Annotated in this window: 16 protein-coding genes; all 16 read right to left on the reverse strand. The window is 57.0% G+C overall.

The genetic code is table 11. The annotated features are described in order from the left end of the window. Positions 1-237: 237 nt before the first annotated feature. The 16 genes from mutY to pstA all read right to left on the reverse strand — a co-directional run bounded on the left by mutY (position 238) and on the right by pstA (position 20894). The gene (gene mutY, locus ACZOF8_RS08130; protein WP_022487583.1) at positions 238-1305 is read right to left on the reverse strand and encodes an A/G-specific adenine glycosylase; all 1068 of its coding nucleotides are present in this window, start codon (positions 1303-1305) and stop codon (positions 238-240) included. After that, positions 1292-1777, reverse strand: a complete 486-nt coding sequence (locus tag ACZOF8_RS08135) for an 8-oxo-dGTP diphosphatase (protein ID WP_022487584.1) — start codon at positions 1775-1777, stop codon at positions 1292-1294. Before ACZOF8_RS08135 ends, mutY begins: the two co-directional genes overlap by 14 nt. Then, the gene (locus ACZOF8_RS08140; RefSeq protein ID WP_022487585.1) at positions 1774-2895 is read right to left on the reverse strand and encodes a M20 family metallopeptidase; all 1122 of its coding nucleotides are present in this window, start codon (positions 2893-2895) and stop codon (positions 1774-1776) included. Before ACZOF8_RS08140 ends, ACZOF8_RS08135 begins: the two co-directional genes overlap by 4 nt. Before the next feature lie 126 nt (positions 2896-3021). Beyond that, a complete protein-coding gene (locus ACZOF8_RS08145; RefSeq protein WP_288310995.1) occupies positions 3022-4008 on the reverse strand; it encodes a 5-oxoprolinase subunit C family protein in 987 nt (328 codons plus the stop codon). Then, positions 4005-4775, reverse strand: coding sequence for a 5-oxoprolinase subunit PxpB (pxpB, locus tag ACZOF8_RS08150; protein WP_022487587.1), 771 nt, complete (start codon positions 4773-4775; stop codon positions 4005-4007). The genes ACZOF8_RS08145 and pxpB overlap by 4 nt, the downstream gene beginning before the upstream one ends. A 15-nt stretch (positions 4776-4790) precedes the next feature. Further along, positions 4791-5981, reverse strand: coding sequence for an NRAMP family divalent metal transporter (locus ACZOF8_RS08155; protein ID WP_022487588.1), 1191 nt, complete (start codon positions 5979-5981; stop codon positions 4791-4793). 79 nt (positions 5982-6060) lie between these two features. Continuing rightward, positions 6061-6849 (reverse strand): putative hydro-lyase, encoded by a 789-nt coding sequence (locus ACZOF8_RS08160; protein WP_022487589.1) that lies wholly within the window; start codon positions 6847-6849, stop codon positions 6061-6063. A 24-nt stretch (positions 6850-6873) separates the two neighbouring features. Then, complete coding sequence (gene pxpA / locus ACZOF8_RS08165) at positions 6874-7644, reverse strand: 5-oxoprolinase subunit PxpA (RefSeq protein ID WP_487426761.1); 771 nt, start codon at positions 7642-7644, stop codon at positions 6874-6876. A 145-nt stretch (positions 7645-7789) separates the two neighbouring features. Continuing rightward, positions 7790-8965: an NRAMP family divalent metal transporter gene (locus ACZOF8_RS08170; protein ID WP_487426754.1), complete on the reverse strand. Its 1176-nt coding sequence runs from the start codon at positions 8963-8965 to the stop codon at positions 7790-7792. A 489-nt stretch (positions 8966-9454) separates the two neighbouring features. Then, positions 9455-14809 carry an ESPR-type extended signal peptide-containing protein gene (locus tag ACZOF8_RS08175; protein ID WP_487426755.1) on the reverse strand — a complete coding sequence of 1785 codons (5355 nt, stop codon included), beginning with the start codon at positions 14807-14809 and terminating at the stop codon, positions 9455-9457. Between the two features lie 346 nt (positions 14810-15155). After that, positions 15156-15677, reverse strand: a complete 522-nt coding sequence (locus ACZOF8_RS08180; RefSeq protein WP_487426756.1) for a 3H domain-containing protein — start codon at positions 15675-15677, stop codon at positions 15156-15158. Between the two features lie 382 nt (positions 15678-16059). After that, positions 16060-16992, reverse strand: coding sequence for a LysR family transcriptional regulator (locus tag ACZOF8_RS08185; RefSeq protein WP_441373909.1), 933 nt, complete (start codon positions 16990-16992; stop codon positions 16060-16062). A gap of 170 nt (positions 16993-17162) precedes the next feature. Then, positions 17163-18242: a LysR family transcriptional regulator gene (locus ACZOF8_RS08190; protein WP_487426757.1), complete on the reverse strand. Its 1080-nt coding sequence runs from the start codon at positions 18240-18242 to the stop codon at positions 17163-17165. 319 nt (positions 18243-18561) lie between these two features. Then, positions 18562-19230 carry a phosphate signaling complex protein PhoU gene (phoU, locus tag ACZOF8_RS08195; protein ID WP_154488487.1) on the reverse strand — a complete coding sequence of 223 codons (669 nt, stop codon included), beginning with the start codon at positions 19228-19230 and terminating at the stop codon, positions 18562-18564. Between the two features lie 13 nt (positions 19231-19243). Further along, on the reverse strand, positions 19244-20029 hold the full coding sequence (pstB, locus tag ACZOF8_RS08200; RefSeq protein WP_154488486.1) for a phosphate ABC transporter ATP-binding protein PstB: 786 nt from the start codon (positions 20027-20029) through the stop codon (positions 19244-19246). Beyond that, positions 20022-20894, reverse strand: a complete 873-nt coding sequence (pstA, locus tag ACZOF8_RS08205; RefSeq protein ID WP_022488196.1) for a phosphate ABC transporter permease PstA — start codon at positions 20892-20894, stop codon at positions 20022-20024. Before pstA ends, pstB begins: the two co-directional genes overlap by 8 nt. Between the last annotated feature and the right edge of the window lies 1 nt (position 20895).

The following is a 20895-nucleotide window of genomic DNA, read 5'->3' on the forward strand; positions in this document are numbered from 1 at the left end:
CGAAAAACTAGCTTTGATTTTTTAACCTGGTTGTCATCCAGGTGACTCGATCTCATCACTAAAAGTGACTTGACCCGCACATCTGTCAACAATATTCAGTTTTCAGGGTTCCAACCTCGCTGTTTGTAACAGCTCATTTATATTAACAAATCATTTGGAATTTGTCAACAACTTTTTTCTTTGTCTTTCATTCCTCTGACTTGTCTGCTTCCTCAAAGAGAAAGCTTGTATATAATATCAAACCTTCTCTTTGCTGTCAACAGTTTTTTTCAGCCAGGCAGCCAATTTGGCATGAGGTCCTGCCAGAGGGCGCTGGTCCCACTCTTCCGGAGCCAGCCAGGCCCAGTCCGGAGATCCCTCCTCAGGACAGTCTCCTCCGTTCATCCCATAGCCGGTCATGTGCCAGATCTGGTGGGTGAACACATGCCTGTGATGCCACAGCTCCGGCCCTGCAGCTCCCTCCAGCAGCTGTTCCAGTCCTGCCCTGGCCTTGTCCGGGTCCGGATCCAGCACCATGGGGAATTCCCACATGGAAGCCAACATCCCTTTGGCCGGCCGTTTGTGGAGCAGATACCGGCCTTCCCGGCACACCAGGCCGCAGGCTGCCGCCAGTTCCTTCTGGGGGGCTTTGGCTTTGCGCACCGGCAAAACCTCCGTCTTCCCCTCTTTCAGAGCCCGGCAGGATTCCCGCAGGGGACATTCCCCGCACCGGGGATGTTTGGGGATGCATACTTCCGCTCCCAGGTCCATCATAGCTTCGTTAAAGTCCCCGGGCCTGTCTGCCGGTATGGCGGCTTCTGCCAGGGCCGTAATGGTTTTCTTTCCTTGGGTGCCGGTAATGTCTTCTTCCACTCCGTAAAGCCGGGCCAGCACCCGGAGCAGGTTTCCGTCCACTGCCGGAACCTTTTCCCCAAAGGCCATGGACAGGATGGCTCCCACCGTATAGGCTCCGATGCCTGGCAGGTCCCCCAGGGCCTTCCGGTCCCGGGGCAGCTGACCGTCCCATTCCACCATCACCTGCCGGGCTGCCTTGTGGAGGTTCCGTGCCCGGCTGTAATACCCCAGCCCCTGCCAGGCCCGGAGCACCTGGTCTTCCGGTGCCTGGGCCAGATCCCGGATGGTGGGGAACTGTTCCATCCACCGGTGGAAATACCCTTTTACCGTTTCCGTCCGGGTCTGCTGGAGCATGATTTCCGATACCCACACATGGTAGGGATTCCGGGGATGGGACTCCCGCCAGGGCAGCTCCCGCCGAAAGCCATCGAACCAGGCCAGGAGAGTTTCCGTCCAGTTATTTGGTTTCATCCAGATGGACCTCCTGGAACACAGAATCGATTACATGGTCCCCGTCCGGGGCAAAAAGGATGGTCCCCCGGAGCTGTTTCCCGGCCAGCAGCCGGGGCAGCCAGATCCGGTCCGCCTCCCACATTTCCTCATAGGGCAGCTGGTCCAGGGAAAACCACCTGGGTTCCATTTCTTCCGACAATCGGGGCACTCCCTGCCACCGGCGGACAAAATACACCATGCCTCCATGGGACCATGTGCCGTCAGAAGGCTGGTCAAAGTACAGATCCGCCATCAGGTCCAGGTCTTCCGGCCGGACCTCAAGGCCGCTTTCTTCCCGGAGCTCCCGTACGGCGCACTGGCGCATGGTTTCTCCCGGCTCGATTTTCCCTCCGAAGCCGTTCCACTTGCCCACGCCCATGCCCCGTCGCTTCCGGCCCAGGAGCACCCGGTTTTCTCCGTCCAGCAGATACACCAGTGACGTATCCCTCATTTGGTCAGCACCGCTTCCACCAGGGCCTTCAGGAACCGGAACCGGGGTTCCAGACTGCTGATCAGGCCGTATTCCGTTACCGCATGGCCATTGCCTCCAATGGGGCCCAGGCCATCCAGGGTGGGGATCCCCAGGGCGGAGGTGAAGTTGCCATCGCTTCCCCCGCCGGCAGCCTGCCACTGGAAGGAGATACCCTCTTTTTGAGCCACCTGCTCTGCCAGACGGCAGAAGGCCAGGGATTTTTCTGTAGGCTTCATGGGCGGACGGGCCACGCCCCCTTCCACCTGGACCTTCACCCGGTCATCGAAGGGATGAGCTTCCAGTTCCCGGATGGCCCGGTCGATCCGTTCCCCTTCGCTGCTCTTTTCGATCCGCACATCGATGACACACCGGCACTGGGCGGCCACCACATTGGCAGCGGTGCCCCCCTGTACCAGTCCGATATTCACAGTAGTGCCGGCAGCCCGGTCAGCCAGGGCAATGATCTTTTCTCCCCAGCGGATGAATTCATTGATGGCGCTGGCTCCTTTATCCGGGTTCACCCCGGCGTGGGATGCAATGCCCGTAAAGGTCAGTGTGTACTTGCAGATGCCCTTCCGCTGGTTCACCAGGTCCCCATTGGGCCGGGCACTTTCCATGATCAGGGCATGGTCCGCCTTCCGGGCTTCCCGTTCGATTACCGGCCGGGAATACCGGGAACTGATTTCCTCATCCGGATTGAACAGCAGGCAGATGTTCCCCTGGATTTTTTCCCGGCTCACCGCTTCCGCCAGGTACACCATGAACAGGTCCCCGCATTTCATATCCGCGGAGCCCGGGCCTTTGTACTGGTCTCCCTCAATGGAAAAAGGACGGTCCTTTACGGTGCCTTTGGGGAACACCGTATCCATATGGCCCAGGAGGATTACGTCATAATGGTCCGGGTTCCCCCACACTGCCTTTACGCAGGGGCCCACCTGGTCTCCCACGGAAATGGTTTCTGTATGCCAGCCGGCTCCCTCCAGCCGCCGGCGGATCCAGGCCGCCACCTGAGCGGTCCCTTCCGGGTCCCGACTGAAGCTTTCCGTATTCACCAGGGTTTCCAGATCTTTCAGATAGTCCTGCACTGCCAATGTCATGTCCGATTCCTCCTTCTCCCGGCTCCCTGCCGGCACTGTACTGGCTCTATTATATCAGCTTCGTGTAAATTGTTCTCGGTGAAAAAAGAAAGGGTACTGCCCGTCTTGCGCAGCACCCTTTCTTTTTTACCGCTGTACCATCATTTTCACATCTGTCAGGAAATCCTCCTGCCGGGCCAGGGCTTTTTCCGCCTGGGTCAGGGTCACCGGCCGGAAATAAATGGTCTGTCCCGGCTTCATCTGGGCCAGCCTGGGCAGATCCGCCTGGATCACCTGTCCGATCTTGGCATAGCCCCCGGTGGTCTGCCGGTCCGCCATCAGGATGATGGGATTCCCGTCCGCCGGCACCTGGATGGACCCGAAGGTCACTGGTTCGGAGATCATCTCCAGGCTGCTGTCCCGGTAGTGGAGCGGTGCTCCGCTGAGCCGGTATCCCATCCGGTCCGACTGGGCCGTAATGGTGTAGCCGCTGTGGAAGAACTCCTGAAGGGTGGCATTGTCGAACCAGTCCGCCTGGAGTCCCTGGGTCACCCGAATGGGCTCCCCGGTAAAGAGGCCAGTGGTTTCCACAGACCAGCCCAGGGTGCTGAAAGGCTTGCCTCCCGTTTTGGCCAGCACAGCCTTCAGCCCTTCCTGTTCCGCCGTCAGTTCCCCGGTTTCCAGTTCCGTGCCGTCAGCCAGAGGAGCACCTCCCACTCCGCCGATTTTGGCCCGGAGATAGGTGCTTTTGCTGTTCATCACTGCCGGCACGGCAAAGCCCCCGGCCACCGTCAGATAGCCCCGGGCCCCCTGGGCCGCAAAGCCGAAGGACAGGGTGCTGTCTTCCTTCACATACACCGCCCGGTTGAGAGGCACCGGTCTGCCCCCCAGTTTCGCCCCCAGGTCCGCCCCGGTAAGGGCGAACACCAGTCCTGCCGGCAGCTTCAGGAAGGGCCCGCTCATGGTCATTTCCAGAGCCCCTTCCCGGGCTTTGTTGCCTACCAGGATATTCCCCAGTTTCAAACTGAACAGGTCCATGGCCCCGCTGACCAGGACCCCGTATTTCTGGAATCCGTACCGGCCCGTATCCTGGAGCGTAGTGAGAGGGCCGCCTTTTTTCACCATGATCTTCATTTCCGGCCACCTTCCTTCTCTTTCGCTGCCAGTTCCTTGTATTCCTCAGGAGTTATGCTGACAAATTCCAGCCGGTCACCGGCCTGGAGCAGGCTGGGATGTTCCAGATCCCAGGGACGGAACAGGGCCAGGGGAGTCCTGCCGATCAGCTGCCAGCCTCCAGGGGTTTCCAGGGGATAGGCACCGGTCTGGGAACCGGCAATGCCCACGGACCCGGCAGGGATGGCCAGCCGGGGAGTCTTCTTCCGGGGGGTGGCAATTTCCGGAGGCAGTCCTCCCACATAGGGGAAACCGGGGGCGAACCCGATCATATACACCAGATAGTCCCCGCCAGTATGGATTTTCACCACTTCTTCCGGCGTCATATGGTGGTACTCCGCCACTTCTTCCAGGTCCGGTCCGTATTCCCCGCCGTAGCACACAGGGATCCGGATCCGGTCCCCTTTCTTTTCCTTGGTGAACCGGATCCCTTCCAGGAGTTTTTTCACCCGGGCCGCCGCTTCCCGGTAGCCTTTGGACAGCCAGTGGTCCTCCGGCAGAGTAGATTCCCGGGCCAGTACCAGGGGATCGTAGAACACCGTCACACCGGTGTAGGAAGCTTCAAATTCCAGGAGTCCCGGGAAAGGATGCTGTTCCAGTTCCGTCACCAGAGCCCGGGCACACCGGAGGATCTCCGGGTCGATGGTATTGCCGAAGGAGACCATCAGGGCCCCTTCTCCCACCGGGCGGATCTGGGCAGCCTGCAGATATGCTGTTGCTTTTTCCATGGTTATTCCACCTTTTTATCCCAACAGTTTGGGGAGTAATTTGCCTGCTGTTTCCACTGCCAGGCAAAGCATCACAGCGAAGATGATCCAGCCGGTGACCGACAGGAACCGGGGATGCTGATAATCCCCCACAATGGCCTTTTTCCGGGATGCCAGGAGCAGTGCTCCCAGTACCAGAGGCAGGATCAGCCCGTTGAGGGCCCCGGCCAGGATCAGTACCTTCACCGGTTTGCCGATGAAAGCGAACACAGCAGCGGAAAAGATGATGAATCCAATGATCAGATACCGGTAGTTTTTGTTCAGTCCTTCACTGAAGGTACGGATGAAGGAAACGGAAGTATAGGCGCAGCCGATGACCGAGGTAATGGCCGCGGACCACATGACCACGCCGAAGATCTTGTACCCCACTTCCCCCACAGCCAGCTTGAACACGGAAGCCGGCGGGTTGGAAGGATCCAGGGTAAAGCCCTGGCTGATGACCCCCAGGGCCGCCAGGAACAGGAATACCCGCATAACACTGGTGATGCCGATGCCAGTCAGAGAGCTCCGGTTCACCTGGTCCAGCTTGTCTTCTCCGCAGATTCCCGCATCCAGCAGCCGGTGGCCGCCGGCGAAGGTGATGTATCCGCCTACGCTGCCTCCCACCAGGGTGACGATGGACATCAGATCGATGTGCTCAGGCATAAAGGTCCTGGCCACCGCTTCCCCCACTGGAGGATGGGAGGTCACCGCCACATAGACAGTGAGCAGTACCATGACGCCTCCGGCAATCTGGGCGAACTTGTCCATCAGGGTTCCCGCCTCTTTGCTGGAAAAGATGAAGATGGCAATGGCCGCGCTGATGAGAGCCCCCACAATGGGAGAGATCCCGAACAGCACATTGAGCCCCAGGCCGGCACCCCCAAGATTGCCGATGTTGAAGGCCAGGCCCCCGAATACCACAAAGGCGGACACCAGATATCCCAGGCCGGGCAGCACCATGTTGGCAATGTCCTGGCCGGGCTTTTTGGCTACGGCAATCACCCGCCACACATTCAGCTGGGCAATGGCATCGATGATGATCATGGCCAGGATGGCGAAGCCGAAGCTGGCTCCCAACTGGCCGGTAAAGACAGTGGTCTGGGTCAGGAAGCCCGGCCCGATGGCGGATGTGGCCATCAGAAAGGCTGCCCCCAGCAGCACGCTGATGTTGGATTCTTTTTTCATAACAACTTCCCCCTCATTTGGATCCTGTTATGGTTTTTCTGGGCTTTTGGAAACGGTCCGGCTGCTTTTTTCTCTTTTTTTACAGCACGCTCAGATCCGCATTCTTCACGTCGGTGATGAACATATGTCCCGGCGCATGGGTGATCATGAATTCCGGCTTCACCGCCATGGCCACTGCCTGAGGCGTTACCCCGCAGGGCCAGAACACCGGCACTTCCCCTTCCCGGATGGTGGAGGGATCTCCAAAATCCGGTTTGCTGATGTCCTGGATGCCGATGGCCGCCGGGTCGCCGAAATGGATGGGAGCCCCATGGACATTGGGCATCCGGCTGGTCACCTGGATGGCCCGGATGGCCGCTTTGGGAGTCATGGGACGCATGGAAACCACCATGGGCCCATGGAACACTCCGGCCGGAGTGCAGGGAATGTTGGTGATGTACATGGGCACATTGTGGTTTTCCGTAATGTGCCGCACATCCAGCCCCGCATCCAGCATGGGCCCTTCAAAGGAGAAGCTGCATCCCAGCAGGAAAGCCACCAGGTCGTCCCGCCAGTACCCGCTCAGGTCCGTTACTTCGTCGGTCAGTTCCCCGTGCCGGTAGATCCGGTATTTGGGGATGTCATACCGCAGATCCGCCCCGGGAGCCACGGCTTTGGGTTCCGGGCTCCCCACTTCCGTCACGTCAAGGACCGGACAGGGTTTGGGGTTCCGGGTGGTGAACAGGAGGAAATCAAAGGCCAGTTCCCTGGGCAGAACCACCAGGTTGGCCTGGGCATATCCGTTGCACATACCGCTGGTGAAGCTGGTGATTTTCCCCTCCCGGATCAGTTTCCGGACTTCGGCGGGTTTCATTTGGCTGTAATCCATAAGCAGATTCTCCTTTGCATGAAATTATTTCAGGAAGGTACCGGCCGCGGCGATTTCCACTCCGTTTTCCTGGAGGGCTTTCCGGATTTTCTGGGTGAACAGCAGGGCCTTTTCCCCGTCCCCATGGACGCAGATGGTATCCGCCTTCACCGGGATCACCTTACCGCTGAGAGTGGTCACCTGGCCCTTCAGCACCATGGACAGCACCTGGGCGATGGAGGCCTCTTCATCGGTGATCATGGCACCGGGCTGGGTCCGGGGCGTCAGGGAACCGTCTTCCTGATAGCTCCGGTCTGCAAACACTTCCGAAGCCACCTTCAGACCAATCTTTTCCGCAGCCTTGACGCTTTCGCTGCCGGCCAGGGCAAACAGGATGATTTCCGGATCCACATCATAAATGGCCTGGGCAATGGCTTCCGCCAGGGCCGGATCCTTGGCCGCCATATTGTACATGGCCCCGTGGGGCTTTACATGCTGGAGCCGGGTGCCCGCCGCTTTGGCAAAAGCACTGAGCGCCCCCACCTGATACACCACCATGGCATACACATCTGCCGGAGAAACGGCCATTTTCCGACGGCCGAAACCCACCAGGTCCGGGTATCCGGGATGAGCCCCCAGGGCTGCGCCGCTCTTTACCGCCAGATCCACCGTCTTTTTCATCACGGAAGGATCCCCTGCATGGAATCCGCAGGCAATGTTGGCGGAAGTCACCAGCGGCAGGACCTTGTCATCCATGCCGATTTTGTAGGCGCCGAAGCTTTCTCCCAGATCAGAGTTCAAATCGATTTTCATAATATTACCCCTTTCTTTTGCTACGTACCGAACATTTAGGATATTACCATGTTTCTCGTTTTCAATTAACTGTGTCACATTTTCTTCACATTATACTGTATACACACCTCCAACCTGTCAAGTTTGTTATAAATTCCTGCCCTTTCTGTCAGCCCAGCATCTTCAGGATGGTCTGGAGGCTCATGTACAGCATCACTGCAAAGACCAGCCAGCCTGTATAGAACAGGAAGGAGGAATGCCGGTAGGCCCCCACGATTTTTTCCTTCTTGGCGGCCAGCAGCAGAGAGCCCAGCACAATGGGCAGGATCAGCCCGTTGAGAGCCCCCACCACCACCAGCACCGTCACCGGTTTGCCGATGAAGGAGAAAATGAAGGAGGAGAACAGGATGAAGCCGATGATCAGATACCGGTGGTATTTTTCCAGGGTAGGGCTGAAGGTCCGGATAAAGGAAACGGAGGTATAGGCACAGCCCACCACGGAGGTAATGGCCGCAGACCACATGACCAGTCCGAAGATCTTGTAGCCCAGGTCACCGGCTGCCAATTTGAACACGGAAGCCGGAGGGTTGGCCGGATCCAGGCTCAGTCCCTGGGAAATGACCCCCAGTGTGGCCAGGAACAGCAGGAGCCGCATCAGGCTGGTGATGCCGATGCCCATGGCCGAGCTCTTGTTGACCTCCTTCATGTTTTCCACCCCGGTGATCCCCGCATCCAGCAGCCGGTGACCTCCGGCAAAGGTGATGTAGCCGCCCACGCTGCCCCCTACCAGGGTCACGATGGACATCACATCCACCGTATCCGGCATGACGGTTTTGGCCAGAGCCAGCCCCACCGGAGGATGGGAGGTAACGGCCACATAGATGGTCAGGAGCACCATGAAGCCCCCCACGATCTGGGCGAACCGGTCCATGAGGGCTCCGGCACTTTTATTCAGGAAGATGAACACAGCAATCACCGTGCTGATGAGAGCCCCGGTCACCGGGGACACCCCCAGCAGCACATTGAGCCCCAGGCCCGCGCCCCCTACATTGCCGATGTTGAAGGCCAGGCCCCCGGCCACCACCAGAGCCGATACGAAATACCCCAGCCCGGGCAAGAGGGCGTTGGCAATATCCTGGCCGGGCTTTTTGGCCGCCGCAATGATCCGCCACACATTCAGCTGGGTAATGGCGTGGATCAGGATGGTGGCCAGGATCACAAAACCGAAGCTGGCCCCCAGCTTGCCGGTAAACACGGTGGTCTGGGTCAGGAACCCCGGTCCGATGGCCGAGGTGGCCATCAGGAAGGCCGCCCCCAGCAGTACACTCCAGTTGGATTCTTTCATGATGGGTTGTTCCTCCAATCTTTGTCGTTTAATTCTGTAAATTCTGATACAAAAAAAATCGAACTGCTGAACCTTCGCTACCCTCCTTTCCAATTGTACCGTAGTAAAGTGCACGGTTTTATTATAACTGAAAATTAACCGCTTGTTGAAGGGAATTCTTGGATAATTTATGCAGAAAGAAAAGGGCGTCAGACACGTGTCCAACGCCTTTTCATAGAGCCCGCCGGGCGGACGCTTGTCCCTGTACAGCAGGAGGGGCGCCGGGCCTGCGTCCCCTACGGTTTTTTTCAGAAGTCTCTCTGTAATCTGGCGGGTCTCCCGGCGGTGAGGCCCCTACGGACCGGCGCATATCCTGCCGTTGCCTGTTGCGGGCGCACCGGGCGGCACGGCTCCGCCGGCCTTGGTGACGCCCCTACGGTTCCGCAATGGGATTCTCCAGTCAAACCGGTCCGCTCTTCACTCTTCCCTCTTCACTCTGCACTATCCCTTTTATCCTCTTCCTTTGATCACCCGGACCCGCTGGATGGTGGGATTGCCGTTTTTATCCTTGGCAATGGTGTCCACCCGGATCCGTTCCAGTTCCGGTTCGAATTCGTTGAGGATCCGTTCGCTGAGCTGGGCGCCTTTCTGCATTTCCCGGTAGACGATCATGGCGAATTCATACCGGGTCATCATCCGGTCGCCCTTGAATTCTCCGTCCGGATACCCTTCCACGATACCGTTTCCGTACAGCTGGGCGATTTCGTTGTAGGCCCAGTGGTTCTTTTCCACATCCGGGAACAGTTTGGTCAGGGTGGGATCCAGTTTCCGTCCGGCAGCCACATCGGCCAGGGCGCCCCGGAGAGATTCCACTTCTTTCCGCAGGTCCTTCAGTTCCTTGGCCATGGCTACCCGGGTGTTGGATACATGATTGTGCTGGCCCAACTTGAAGGTGGCGCCCACATTCACCATGTTTTCACCGCCGCCCACGCTGCCTCCCAGGCTGAGCATCACGTCCTCGTTGGGCCGGTAGAAGGCCCCCAGGGCCACGGCGTTGGCGCCGCTGTAGCTGCCGGCCCCCACCGCAAAGTCCAGCTTGTCGTCCGGATCGAAATCCAGAGGATGGAGGGCCGCCAGGGCTGCCGCATTGGCCCCCACCCGGTCCACCCGGGCATCCAGTTTGGTAAGGCTCCGGCCTACCTGGTTCACCGCAGAATCCAGCTGGTTTTTGTTCACCGCATCCGTGCCTTTGGTGCCCGCAGCCACATCGTGGATCTGGCTGCCGCCCATGGACACGTCTCCCGTGGACAATCTGATATCCCCACCTTTGCGGCTGTCGCTGCTTTTGATGGTGATTCCGTCGCTGGTCATGGTGGTGTTGCCGGTGGTAACGCTGTTCAGGCCGGTAAGATCTTTGGACAGCTTCACGGACAGACCGCTGTCCCCATTTTTCACCACGCCGATGTTCCCGTCGGACAGATTGTCCGCCTGGGCGCCGCCGGTAAGGCTCAGATCCTGGCCCAGTCCTACCGTCAGCTGTTGGTCGTCGTCCCCGGTGAACTTCCGTCCTCCGGAAATCTTGTCATCCACTGCTTTCAGCTGGTCTTCCGTAGCGGCCCGGCCGGACTGGATGCGGGAAGCATCCCAGGTCTTGTTGTCCAAGCCGGTCAGATAGCTGCCATTATCCGGGTTGGCTCCGCCCCCATCCTGGGTCCCCAGGACGGTTTTGCCGCCCAGGGTGATCTGAGCCTTGTTTCCATCGATTTTCACCTGTTTGGACGTATCATCCGCATCTCCCAGGGTAATATCATCGTTCAGGTTCACTTTGTTGTCGGCATCCACGGTGATGTTCTTGCCGCTCTTGGCTTTCACCGCCTCCGCCGCCTTGCCGGCTTCTTCTCCGGCAATAATATGCACATCCCCCACACTGGCAGCATTGTTCCAGTTTTCCTGGCCGGCCGCACTGGTGTCGTAGACCTGCCCTTTGATACCGCTGCCGATGTTGGTGATCTGCTGCTGGCCGCCGTTGATGCCGTTTTCCGTAATGGTGATGTCTCCTACAGTAACCTTGTCCGTGGTCACTCCATCAGTGTTGATGGTGGTATGGCCGGCGGTGACGCTGCCGTCCGTACCCAGTTGGATATCCTTGTTCAGTTCCACTTGGATGGCTCCATTGTCCACCTTGGTGGAGATGTTGGCGCCGTCTCCTTTGACAGTAACCGTTTCTCCCAGGTTTTTCTTCACGGAGTTCCCGTCATCGGCCTTCAGGCCAAAGCCGCCGTTGGCCCCGGCCTTTTTGATTTCGTTCAGCTGGGACAGGTTCACCGCATCCGTGTCATTCGTACCGTTGGCCACGTTGTGGATCTGCTGCCCGCCCATGGAAACATTATCCTGAGAAATCTGGATCCTGCTGTTTTCATCGGCCCCGCTGAGAGTCAATCCGGACCCGTTGAGCAGGGTATTCCCCATGGTCACGGAACCCGTATTCCCCAAGTTCAGGTCCTTGTTCAGCTTGATCAGCAGCTGGCCGTTGTCGCTGTCCTGGCTGGAAACGACGCCAATGTTGCCATCGGTCAGGTCGTCTTCATTCTTGGCGTTCCCTTTGACATTGACCTCCTTGTTCAGTTTCACAGCAGAAGCCGTGCCAAAGTCACCGCCGAATTTCAGACCGTCATCCAGGGTTGCCGCTTCATGGGTATTCCCCTTCGGATCCTTGTAGACGATACGGGTCATGGTTTCCCCGTCCTTGCCATTGAGGCCAGGGGTCCCGGCCGTAGTCCAGATGTCGGTGATTCCGTCCTTGCCGTTGAGACCGATATGGCCTTCGGCACCATTGACACCGTCTTTCCCGTCGATGCCTTTGATGGTCACACCGTCCTTGCCGTTTTCTCCTTTGATGGAAATTCCATCCTTACCGTCGATGGCCACGCCGGATTTCCCGTCTGCCCCGTTGATGCCCATATGGCCATCCTGGCCCGGAGCACCGTCTTTCCCGGCACCGCCGATGTTCAGGGTATCGCTGAGCTTGAGATCATAGGTGGTCACTCCGTTTGCAGTAGAAGACTTCAGCTGGAGATTGGTCCCGGTATAGGTATCCGTCCCTGCTGCCGTTCCTCCTTCCACAGTAACGTCAGTCTGTTTGCCCGCCAGGTTTTTCACTTCGTTCAGCTGGGACAGGTTCACCGCATCATGGTCATCCGTACCATTGGCCACGTTGTGGATCTGCTGCCCGCCCATGGAAACATTCCCCTGGGAAATCTGGATCCTGCTGTTTTCATCGGCCCCGCTGAGAGTCAATCCGGACCCGTTGAGCAGGGTATTCCCCATGGTCACGGAACCCGTTGTTCCCAGGTTCAAATCCTTGTTCAGTTCGATTTTGAGATCCGTACCATCCACCTTGGTGGTAATATTGGTGCCATCGCCTTTCACCTTAATCGTACTGTCCAGACTTGTCGTTGTACTTGCATCATCATCTGCGGAAAGCCCGAAGGTTCCGTTACCAAGCACTTGGTTTATCGTATTGATGTCACCGGTCACTTGGCTGCCCAATTGGTGCAGCTGATCTTCCGTAGCAGCCCGGCCTGATACGTAAGTCGACGGATCCCAAGTGGTATTGGTCAAATGGTACACATAGTTCCCCGACGGTACTACAACGTGGGTTGAAGTCTCCAGTTCCCCATCATTTACATGACCAACGGTCACGCCACCGATAGCAGCCCTGCCCGTGCTTCCATCCAGGGTAATGTTCTTCTTGTTATCATCGGGATTGGTGATGGTGATGCCTTTCGATTCCATTTTTGTATTGCCGGCGGTGACAGAATCCAGTCCCTTCAGGTCTTTGGCCAGCCGGAAGGTGATCTTGTTGTCCCCTACAACAGTACCGATGTTGGCCTCCGTGGTCAGCTGATCCTTGGTCAGAGTCGTGCCGTCGTCGGCAGCACCGGTCAGGGTCAGATATTCATTCACCAGCCGGGTCACATTGCGGGCCACTCCGTCCGTTCCATAGCGGGTGTTGATACTGTCTTCCTTGGCATCCCCGATGGTGGCCAGCATGGTGTTCTTCCACTGGGCCACGTTCACTGCATCCGTATCCTGGGTCCCTGCAGCCAGTCCGGTCAGCTGGCGGGTGTAGGTGGTGCCGCTCAGGCCGTCGGTCCCAATGGAAACAGCGCCCAGATTGCTTTGCCATACGGTAGACTTGGGGTCGATAGTGGTAGTCCAGGTACCATCCGTGCCTTTCGTAGAGTTTTTAGCCGATGCCCAAGTATACCAGCGACCGCCTATATCATTCGAAGTGCCCCAGCGGGGACCACCCGTTGCACCAGAAGCACGGCCCACGGAGGAGTTGCTGCCAAGGGCTATGCTGCCGGCACTGCCACTGGCCGTGGCTCTGCTGCCGATGGCAATGCTGTCCGCATTGTTGGCCTTGGCACTGTCACCGATAGCCACGGATTTCCCCAGATTGGCCAAAGCCTCATTCCCCAAAGCCACACCGCCGGCTTCCCGGGCATGGGCACTGGTACCGATGGAAACAGCATTGTTGACATTGCTCCGGTTATCCCCATTGCCGGCACTGGTGCCAATGGCAATTTCCCCTTCGGAAAGAGCCGCCGCCTGATAACCGGCAGCCACACTGTTTTTCCCCTGTGCTTTGGCTTCCGGACCCACAGCCGTTCCATTCTCACCGCTGCCATCCGCTTCTTCGCCTATCGCTACTGCAAAACGCCCAGCTGCTTTTGCTTTGGCGCCTACTGCAATGGCCCGGGTAGCCGTAGCGCTGGCTTCTTCCCCTACAACGGTACTGCGGGCCCCGCTGGCACTAGCTTCTGAACCAAGAGCCGTGGCCAGCTGCGCCGAAGCCTGGGTTCCATGGCCCAAGGCGACTGTCCTGTCGCCTGTAGATCGGCTCTCTGCCCCCAGGCCCAGGGAATAATATCCCGTTGCCTGCGCTGTTTCTCCAATGGCAACAGCGCCCTTGCCATTCCAATCCGTATCGATATCGGTGGTCCGCTCATTTCCAGCGACTGCCCCATTTCCCAAAGCAATGGAGTTGCTGGACAGGGACTTGGCATTCACACCGATGCCCATGCTGTTTTCATACTCCAGCGTCACTGAAGTCTTATCAACTTTTGTTCCTGTAGCCCCAGCTTTCTGCCCGACCTGGACATTCTGTCCAATGGCAATGCCATGGACCGCATTGACGGCGTTGGCTGAACCGATGGCCATGGAATTCCCGGAACGCCCATTGATACTGTTGTCATGGCCCACAATGACCCGGCCGCCCTGGGCATAAGCTCCGGTTTTATTGGTTTCCACATAGGAAGCCGTGGGCGTCTCAGCTGTATTGTTGGCCCCGATGACTACATCGTCCTTCCCATTGGCAACAGCGGTGTTGCCAATGGCAATGGCATTCTGGGCCGTCCCCCGGATACCGGAGGTACTGCCATCCTGGGCGTACGTATAACTGCCCCCCACATGGGCCGAATGACCGATGGCTATGGCATAGTCGGACAGCGCCTGGCTTCCCCAGGCCAGAGCCACTGCTGTGTCTCCAGAAGCCTGGCTGCCGCCGCCCACGGCCAGGGCTCCCTTTCCAGTAGCAGAAGATCCGCTCCCCACTGCCAAAGTATTGGCGTCCCCATTAGACGTAGTCCCGGCATCCACGGAAGCTGCCCATACAGGCTGGATTTCTCCCACCATCAGGCCGCCTGCCATGCAGAAAGCCAGCAGGCCTGCTTTCAAACCATTTCTGCCAGCACAGCCATTTTTTTCACTTTTGTCCTTTCCCTGGCTTTTGGCCAATTCAGATACCACCACATAGGCATTCCGAACCTTACTCCAGATGACTTTGTAGATTCTGTTCATACAATCTGTCCTTCCCTTCCGGTTCTAAAAATTAATTGCTTGCTAGTATTTATCCAATGATAAAAATTATCATCAGACAAGTGCAAAATATCCCAAATGTCCTGAGAAAAAGTTCAATCTTCATTTTCATGCTATCAGCAGACAGTTATTTTGAAAATTACATATAATTTGTCCTTACAGTAATATTTCTTTATAATGATTTATCCCAGATTTGTCTTGTGCCGAAAAAACAGTTGTTGCAGGTCGGTCTGCAGCTGAATCAATAAGCATAAAGATAATAAATGGAATTATTTGATTTTTTATATAAAAAAGCAGGACCATTGCCTGCGCAACAGTCCCGCGTTTCCTATGCCAGTACACCCATCTCTTTTAAGCCCTCTTCCAGAGCATCCATGTCCTCGTCATTCCGGGTTTCCACCTGGAGTACGTGCCGTCCCTGGGTCAGTGCCACAATCAGGGGCCCCTTTTCCTCTCTAATCCGGTCCATATACTGCCGCACATCCCGCCGGCTGTACAGTTTCATGGACACCCGGATCACCCCGTAGACCTCATGGGACAGGACCAGGCCATGGACGATGCCCCCATTGTCTACTACCACATTCAGTTCCGCTTCCAGTTCTGCTTCATCCATACTTTGGCTCTGGCAGGGCAGTTCTTGGTGAAAGCCTTTTTCCGGGACCTCCCATGCCAGCTGGTATCCCCGGGCGGTGGAAATGATTTTTTTCCCGTTGCTCCGGAGCAAGGCCACGTCTCCCACAATGATCTGCCGGGTCACGTTCAGGGCTTTGGACAGGGCCACCCCGGTCAATGGTGCTTCCGCAGTTTCCAGCATTTCATACAGTTTTTCTCTTCTCGTCTGATTGTCCATGTTTTCCCCTTCCTTACTTCCTGCTAAAAGGATTTCTCCTGGCAAAGATACCTGCATGCATAAAGTTGTTACTAAATTAAGAACAAGTATTTCTTGCATAAAAACATTTCAAATTATACCATGGTTTTTGATACATTTCATTTAGTTTTTATACTTTTTATTTAATAATTATGTAAATATCCATGTCTGGTTCCATGCCATCTACTGACCATCTCTTTTCCTGTTCCAGGTTCACATGACTAGACATTCGTCCTCATCTGAAATGCAAAAAAATCCATTTCACTGCCCCCTTTACCCAACTAAAGGATAGCAGTAAAATGGATTTTTTCGAAATATATTTTTCTTAAGAGTCATATTTAAAAACTAAAAAGGCTCTTTTCCGTTACAGTCTTCCGGCCATGATTTCCAGCCCTCTCTTTTTCAGCATTTCCATCATGTCCTCCATGTACCGGGGCACTTTTTCCCGGCGGTGGAAGGCGGCCACCACCTTCCGCCGGTGTTCCGGCACATCCAGCTGGTACAGGTTCACCGGTTTGGAATACCGGAAGGTTTTTGTATAGGCTTCCCGGACCAGGGTGATACCGAACCCTTCCGCCACCATCTGGAGGATCAGTTCGATGCTCCGGATGGTATAGATCTGGCTGGGATGGATCTGGTACTTCCGGAAAATCCTGTCCTGGAGGTCCCGGGAAGATTGTTCCTGGGTGGTGGACAGAAGCACCTGGCCGTTCAGGGCTTCCGGCTCCAGGATCCCGTAGGGATGGCCTTCCCGGAACACCGCCTGGCTGTTGAGAGGATGGCCCTGGGGCACAGCCACCAGGAATTCCTCCTCGAACAGTTCCCGGAACTCCATGGTCCGGTCCCAGTTTTCTCCGTTGACGATGATCATGTCCAGTTCATGGTTGTTCAGCAGTTCATTCAGGAACATGATGTTCCCCTGACGCAGGGTCAGTTCCACATGGGGCCATTTTTCTCCGAAGGCCTTCAGTACCCGGGGCAGCAGCCAGGGGCCCCGGAGCAGGGAAATCCCCAGCCGAAGCCGTCCCACTTCGTCACTGAGTATCATGTTCAGTTCTTCATTGAACTGGTTGGATTCTTCCAGGATTTTCCGGGCATGAAGGACATACCGTTCCCCGGCTTTGGTCAGTTCGAATTTTTTGCCTTCCCGGTCGAAAAGAGGGGTCCCCAGATGTTTTTCCAGATTGCTGATGTAGATGCTCAGAGCCGGCTGGGAAATATACAGTCGGTCCGCCGCCCGGGTCAGGTTTCCGTATTCCGCCAGCGTACACACATACCGCTGTTCTTTCAGTTCCATTGCGTCTCCCACCTTGTGCTGTGTCTCCCTTTTATTTTCCTCATAAGGAGTATTGGTTTCTCTTATAGTTCTATAAAAGGTATTATACAATAAAACTGATAATATGGCAAAATCCATGTATTTTGTTACATGTATCCATATTGATGTATGGATTATTTTTCAATATGTCTTTACATATTGGCTATGATGAGGCGGGCCTCCCGGCGTGAGGCCCCTACGGATCCGTGCAGATCCGGCTGTTGCCTGGTGCGGGCCTCCCGGCGTGGAGCCCCTGCGGACCCGCAATGGTTTCTCAGGGTTCGCCGTCCTCCTCTTCCCTCTGCACTCTTCACTGTCTCCTCCCCCACCTGCCCGGCGATATACCGCTCCAGGGCCTCCACATAGGCTTTCCCCAGGCGGCTGAGATGGGTCTGTTTGTGGGTCAGAAGGCCGATGTGCATGTCCCCTTCTTTCTGGAGGGGCACGGCGATGATGCTGGCCCCGTTCAGCTTCTGGTCGATGACCCCGCTGCAAACGGTGTATCCGTTAAGGCCGATCAGCAGGTTGAACAGGGTGGCCCGGTCGGTGACCCGGATGTTCTTGCTGCGGACCACGGTGCTGAAGATCTCTTCGGAGAAATAGAAGGCGTTGTGGTCCCCCTGGATATAGGACAAATAGGGATAGGGGGCCAGTTCTTCCATGGAGACGCTTTCCCGTCCTGCCAGGGGATGGGAGGCGTTCAGGAACACATGGGGCCGGGCCACGAACAGTTCCCGGAACACCAGGTCGTTGGCCTTGAAGATCTTCTGGAGCACGGCTCGGTTGAAATCGTTGTAGTACAGGATCCCGATTTCACTGCGCATATGGGCCACATCGTCGATGATGGTGTAGGTCTGGGTCTCCTGGAGGCTGAAGTCGTAGGCGTCCCGGCCGTATTCCTTGATCAGGTCCACAAAGGCGTTCACCGCAAAGGAATAATGCTGGGTGGACACGGTAAATTCCTGCTTGCCTCCCGCCTGCTTCTTGTACCGGGATTCCAGAAGATCCGCCTGTTCCAGCACCTGCCGGGCATAGCCCAGGAAGATTTCCCCGTCCCTGGACAGATGGACCCCCTTGTTGGTCCGTTCGAAGATCTGGATACCCATTTCCCGTTCCAGTTCCCGGACCATCTTGGTCAGGCTGGGCTGAGTGATGAACAGGGCTTTGGCCGCCCCGCTGAAGGTCCCTGCCTCAGCAATGGCCACAATATAGCGCAATTGTTGTAAAGTCATGGTTTTTCCTGCTTTCTTTCGGTTTCTTCCGTCCGTATGGTTCTCATTATACCATAGCCCCTCAGAGATACGGGGCAATATCCTTTTTCCGCAGCAGCCACAGGGGGATCACCCCGCCCAGGGTGCCGTCTCCCACAAGGAGCAGCGGGGCCAGGAAGCCCTGCCACAAGGGCCTTCCACCCCCCAGGCTTCCCCCTCCTCCAGCCGAAAGGAAGGCAGGTAGAGGCCTACCACCGGCCGCTGACCGCTGACTATTGACAGCTGATAAAAAGGGAGTGTGGAACGTGCGTTTTTCCACGTTCCACACTCCCCTTTTTCCTCAGTCCATGGTAAATCCATTGTCCCCCTTCAGGAGGTTCTTCTTCATGTACAGCACCCAGTTGCCGATGTTGGTGCCGTGGTCGGCGGTCCGTTCCATGTATTTCAGGAGCAGCACGTAGTCCACGTAAGAGGCCACGTCATCAGGATCTTTCTTGATCTCGTCGGTGAGTCTGGGCAGCAGCCGTTCGAAATCCGCATCCACGATGTCGTCCTTGTCCCCGATGTACCGGGCCTTTTCGTCGTCCCCTTCCAGGTAGCACCGGAAGCTTTCTTCCAGCAGGGACTGCATGTCCTCGTACATCTCTTTGAACCCTTCAGGAGGCTTCACCACCGGATTCCGCTCCAGGATCCGGGCAATGTACAGGGCCATGTCGGAGCAGTGGTCCGCAATCCGTTCCAGTTCGCTGAGCACCCGGAAGGTCCCCATCAGGCTCCGCCAGTCGGAAGCCACCGGAGACTGGAGCACCTGGACGGTCAGGTCTTTCCGCATGATCCCCCGGATCTGTTCGTCGAACTTGTCGTCCCCGTCCCGGACCATCCGGGCTTTGTCCAGGTCCTGGCTGAACAGGGCCGTCTTGGTCTCTTCCAGGGTCTTTTCCAGGCTGGTGATCAGCACCCGCACATCGTCCTGGATTTCCGCCAGGGTCTTTACATAGGCATCTCTCATAATGGCTCCTCTCTCAGCCGAACCGGCCGGTGATGTAAGATTCCGTCCGAGGTTCGGAAGGATTGGTGAACAGGGTTTCCGTATCGTTCATTTCCACCAGTTCTCCCAGGTAGAAGAAGGCGGTCTTGTCAGAAATACGGCTGGCCTGCTGCATGTTGTGGGTTACGATGACGATGGTGTAATCCTTTTTCAGTTCCAGGGCCAGGTCTTCGATTTTCTGGGTGGAAATAGGGTCCAGGGCGGAGGTGGGTTCGTCCATAAGGATCACCGAAGGCTGGGCAGCCAGGGTACGGGCGATGCACAGCCGCTGCTGCTGCCCGCCGGACAGGCCCAGGGCGCTTTTGTCCAGACGGTCCTTCAGTTCATCCCAGATGGCCGCCTGGCGCAGGCTCTTTTCCACGATCTCCGTCAGCTGGGCTTTGTTGGTGATGCCCTGGACACGGGGACCGTAGGCCACGTTGTCAAAAATGCTCTTGGGGAAAGGAGAAGGCTGCTGGAACACCATGCCCACCCGGTACCGGAGGGCCAGAGGATCCACTTCCTTGAAAATATCCTTTCCTTCGAACAGGATCTTCCCTTCCACCCGGCAGCCGGATACCCAGTCGTTCATCCGGTTCAGGGTCTTCAGCAGGGTACTTTTGCCGCACCCGGAAGGCCCGATCAGGGCGGTGATTTCATTGCGCTTCACTTTCATATTGATATCCTTCAGGGCCTGGTGCTTCCCGTAGAACAGGTTCAGGTGCTGGATATCGAAGACCAGTGTTTCCGGAGAAACAGGTCCGTTTCCTTGCTCACTCATCGGCAGTTCCCTCCATCTTCTTTTCCAGTCTCCAGCTGATGTACCGGGCCAGTACGTTGAACAGCACCACCACCAGCATCAGGATGGCGGAAGTGACCCCGGCGATCTTGCCCGCATCCGGGCTCAGGGCTTCTGTCCGCATGACCCACACATGGAGGGCCAGGGTTTCCCCGGGACGGAAGGGGTTCAAAGGGCAGGTGGTGGAGCTGAAGTCCCAGTTGCCCCAATCGATGTCCGTGGACATCCCGGCGGTGAACATCAGCGCGGCGGCCTCCCCAAAGCCACGGCCCGCTGCCAGGATCAGGCCAGTCATGATCCGGGGCAGGCAGGCCGGCAGCAGCACGTTCCAGATGGTCTGCCATTTGGAAGCCCCCAGTCCCAGGCTGCCCAGGGTGTATTCAGGAGGCAGGTCCTTCAGGGCGTTTTCCGTCACCGACACCATAAGGGGCAGAGTCAGGATGGAAACGGACAGGGCGCCGGCCATCAGGTTCCACTGGGAACCGGTCATGACGATGAACACCAGGTAGCCGAACAAGCCGACTACGATGGAAGGCAGGGAAGACAGGGTCTCCACCGCCATCCGCACCCAGTTGGTCAGTTTCCCGTCCTGGGCGTATTCCGCCAAGTAGATCCCGGCGGGAATGCCCCACAGGGCACTGATCACCAGGGCCAGGAACACCAGGTACAGGGTGTTGAAGAACATGTCCCGGAGGCTCAGCAGGATATCCGTGCTGAGGGCTCCCAGGCCCTGTCCCACCACATCCAGGATAAAGGCGAAGAGCAGGACTGCGGACCCGGCTGCGCCGGCGGTGAACAGCAGGCTCATGAACCGGTCCATGGTCTTTTTCTTGGCAATGTCTCCCATG

Source organism: Acidaminococcus sp. (genome assembly GCF_057597765.1).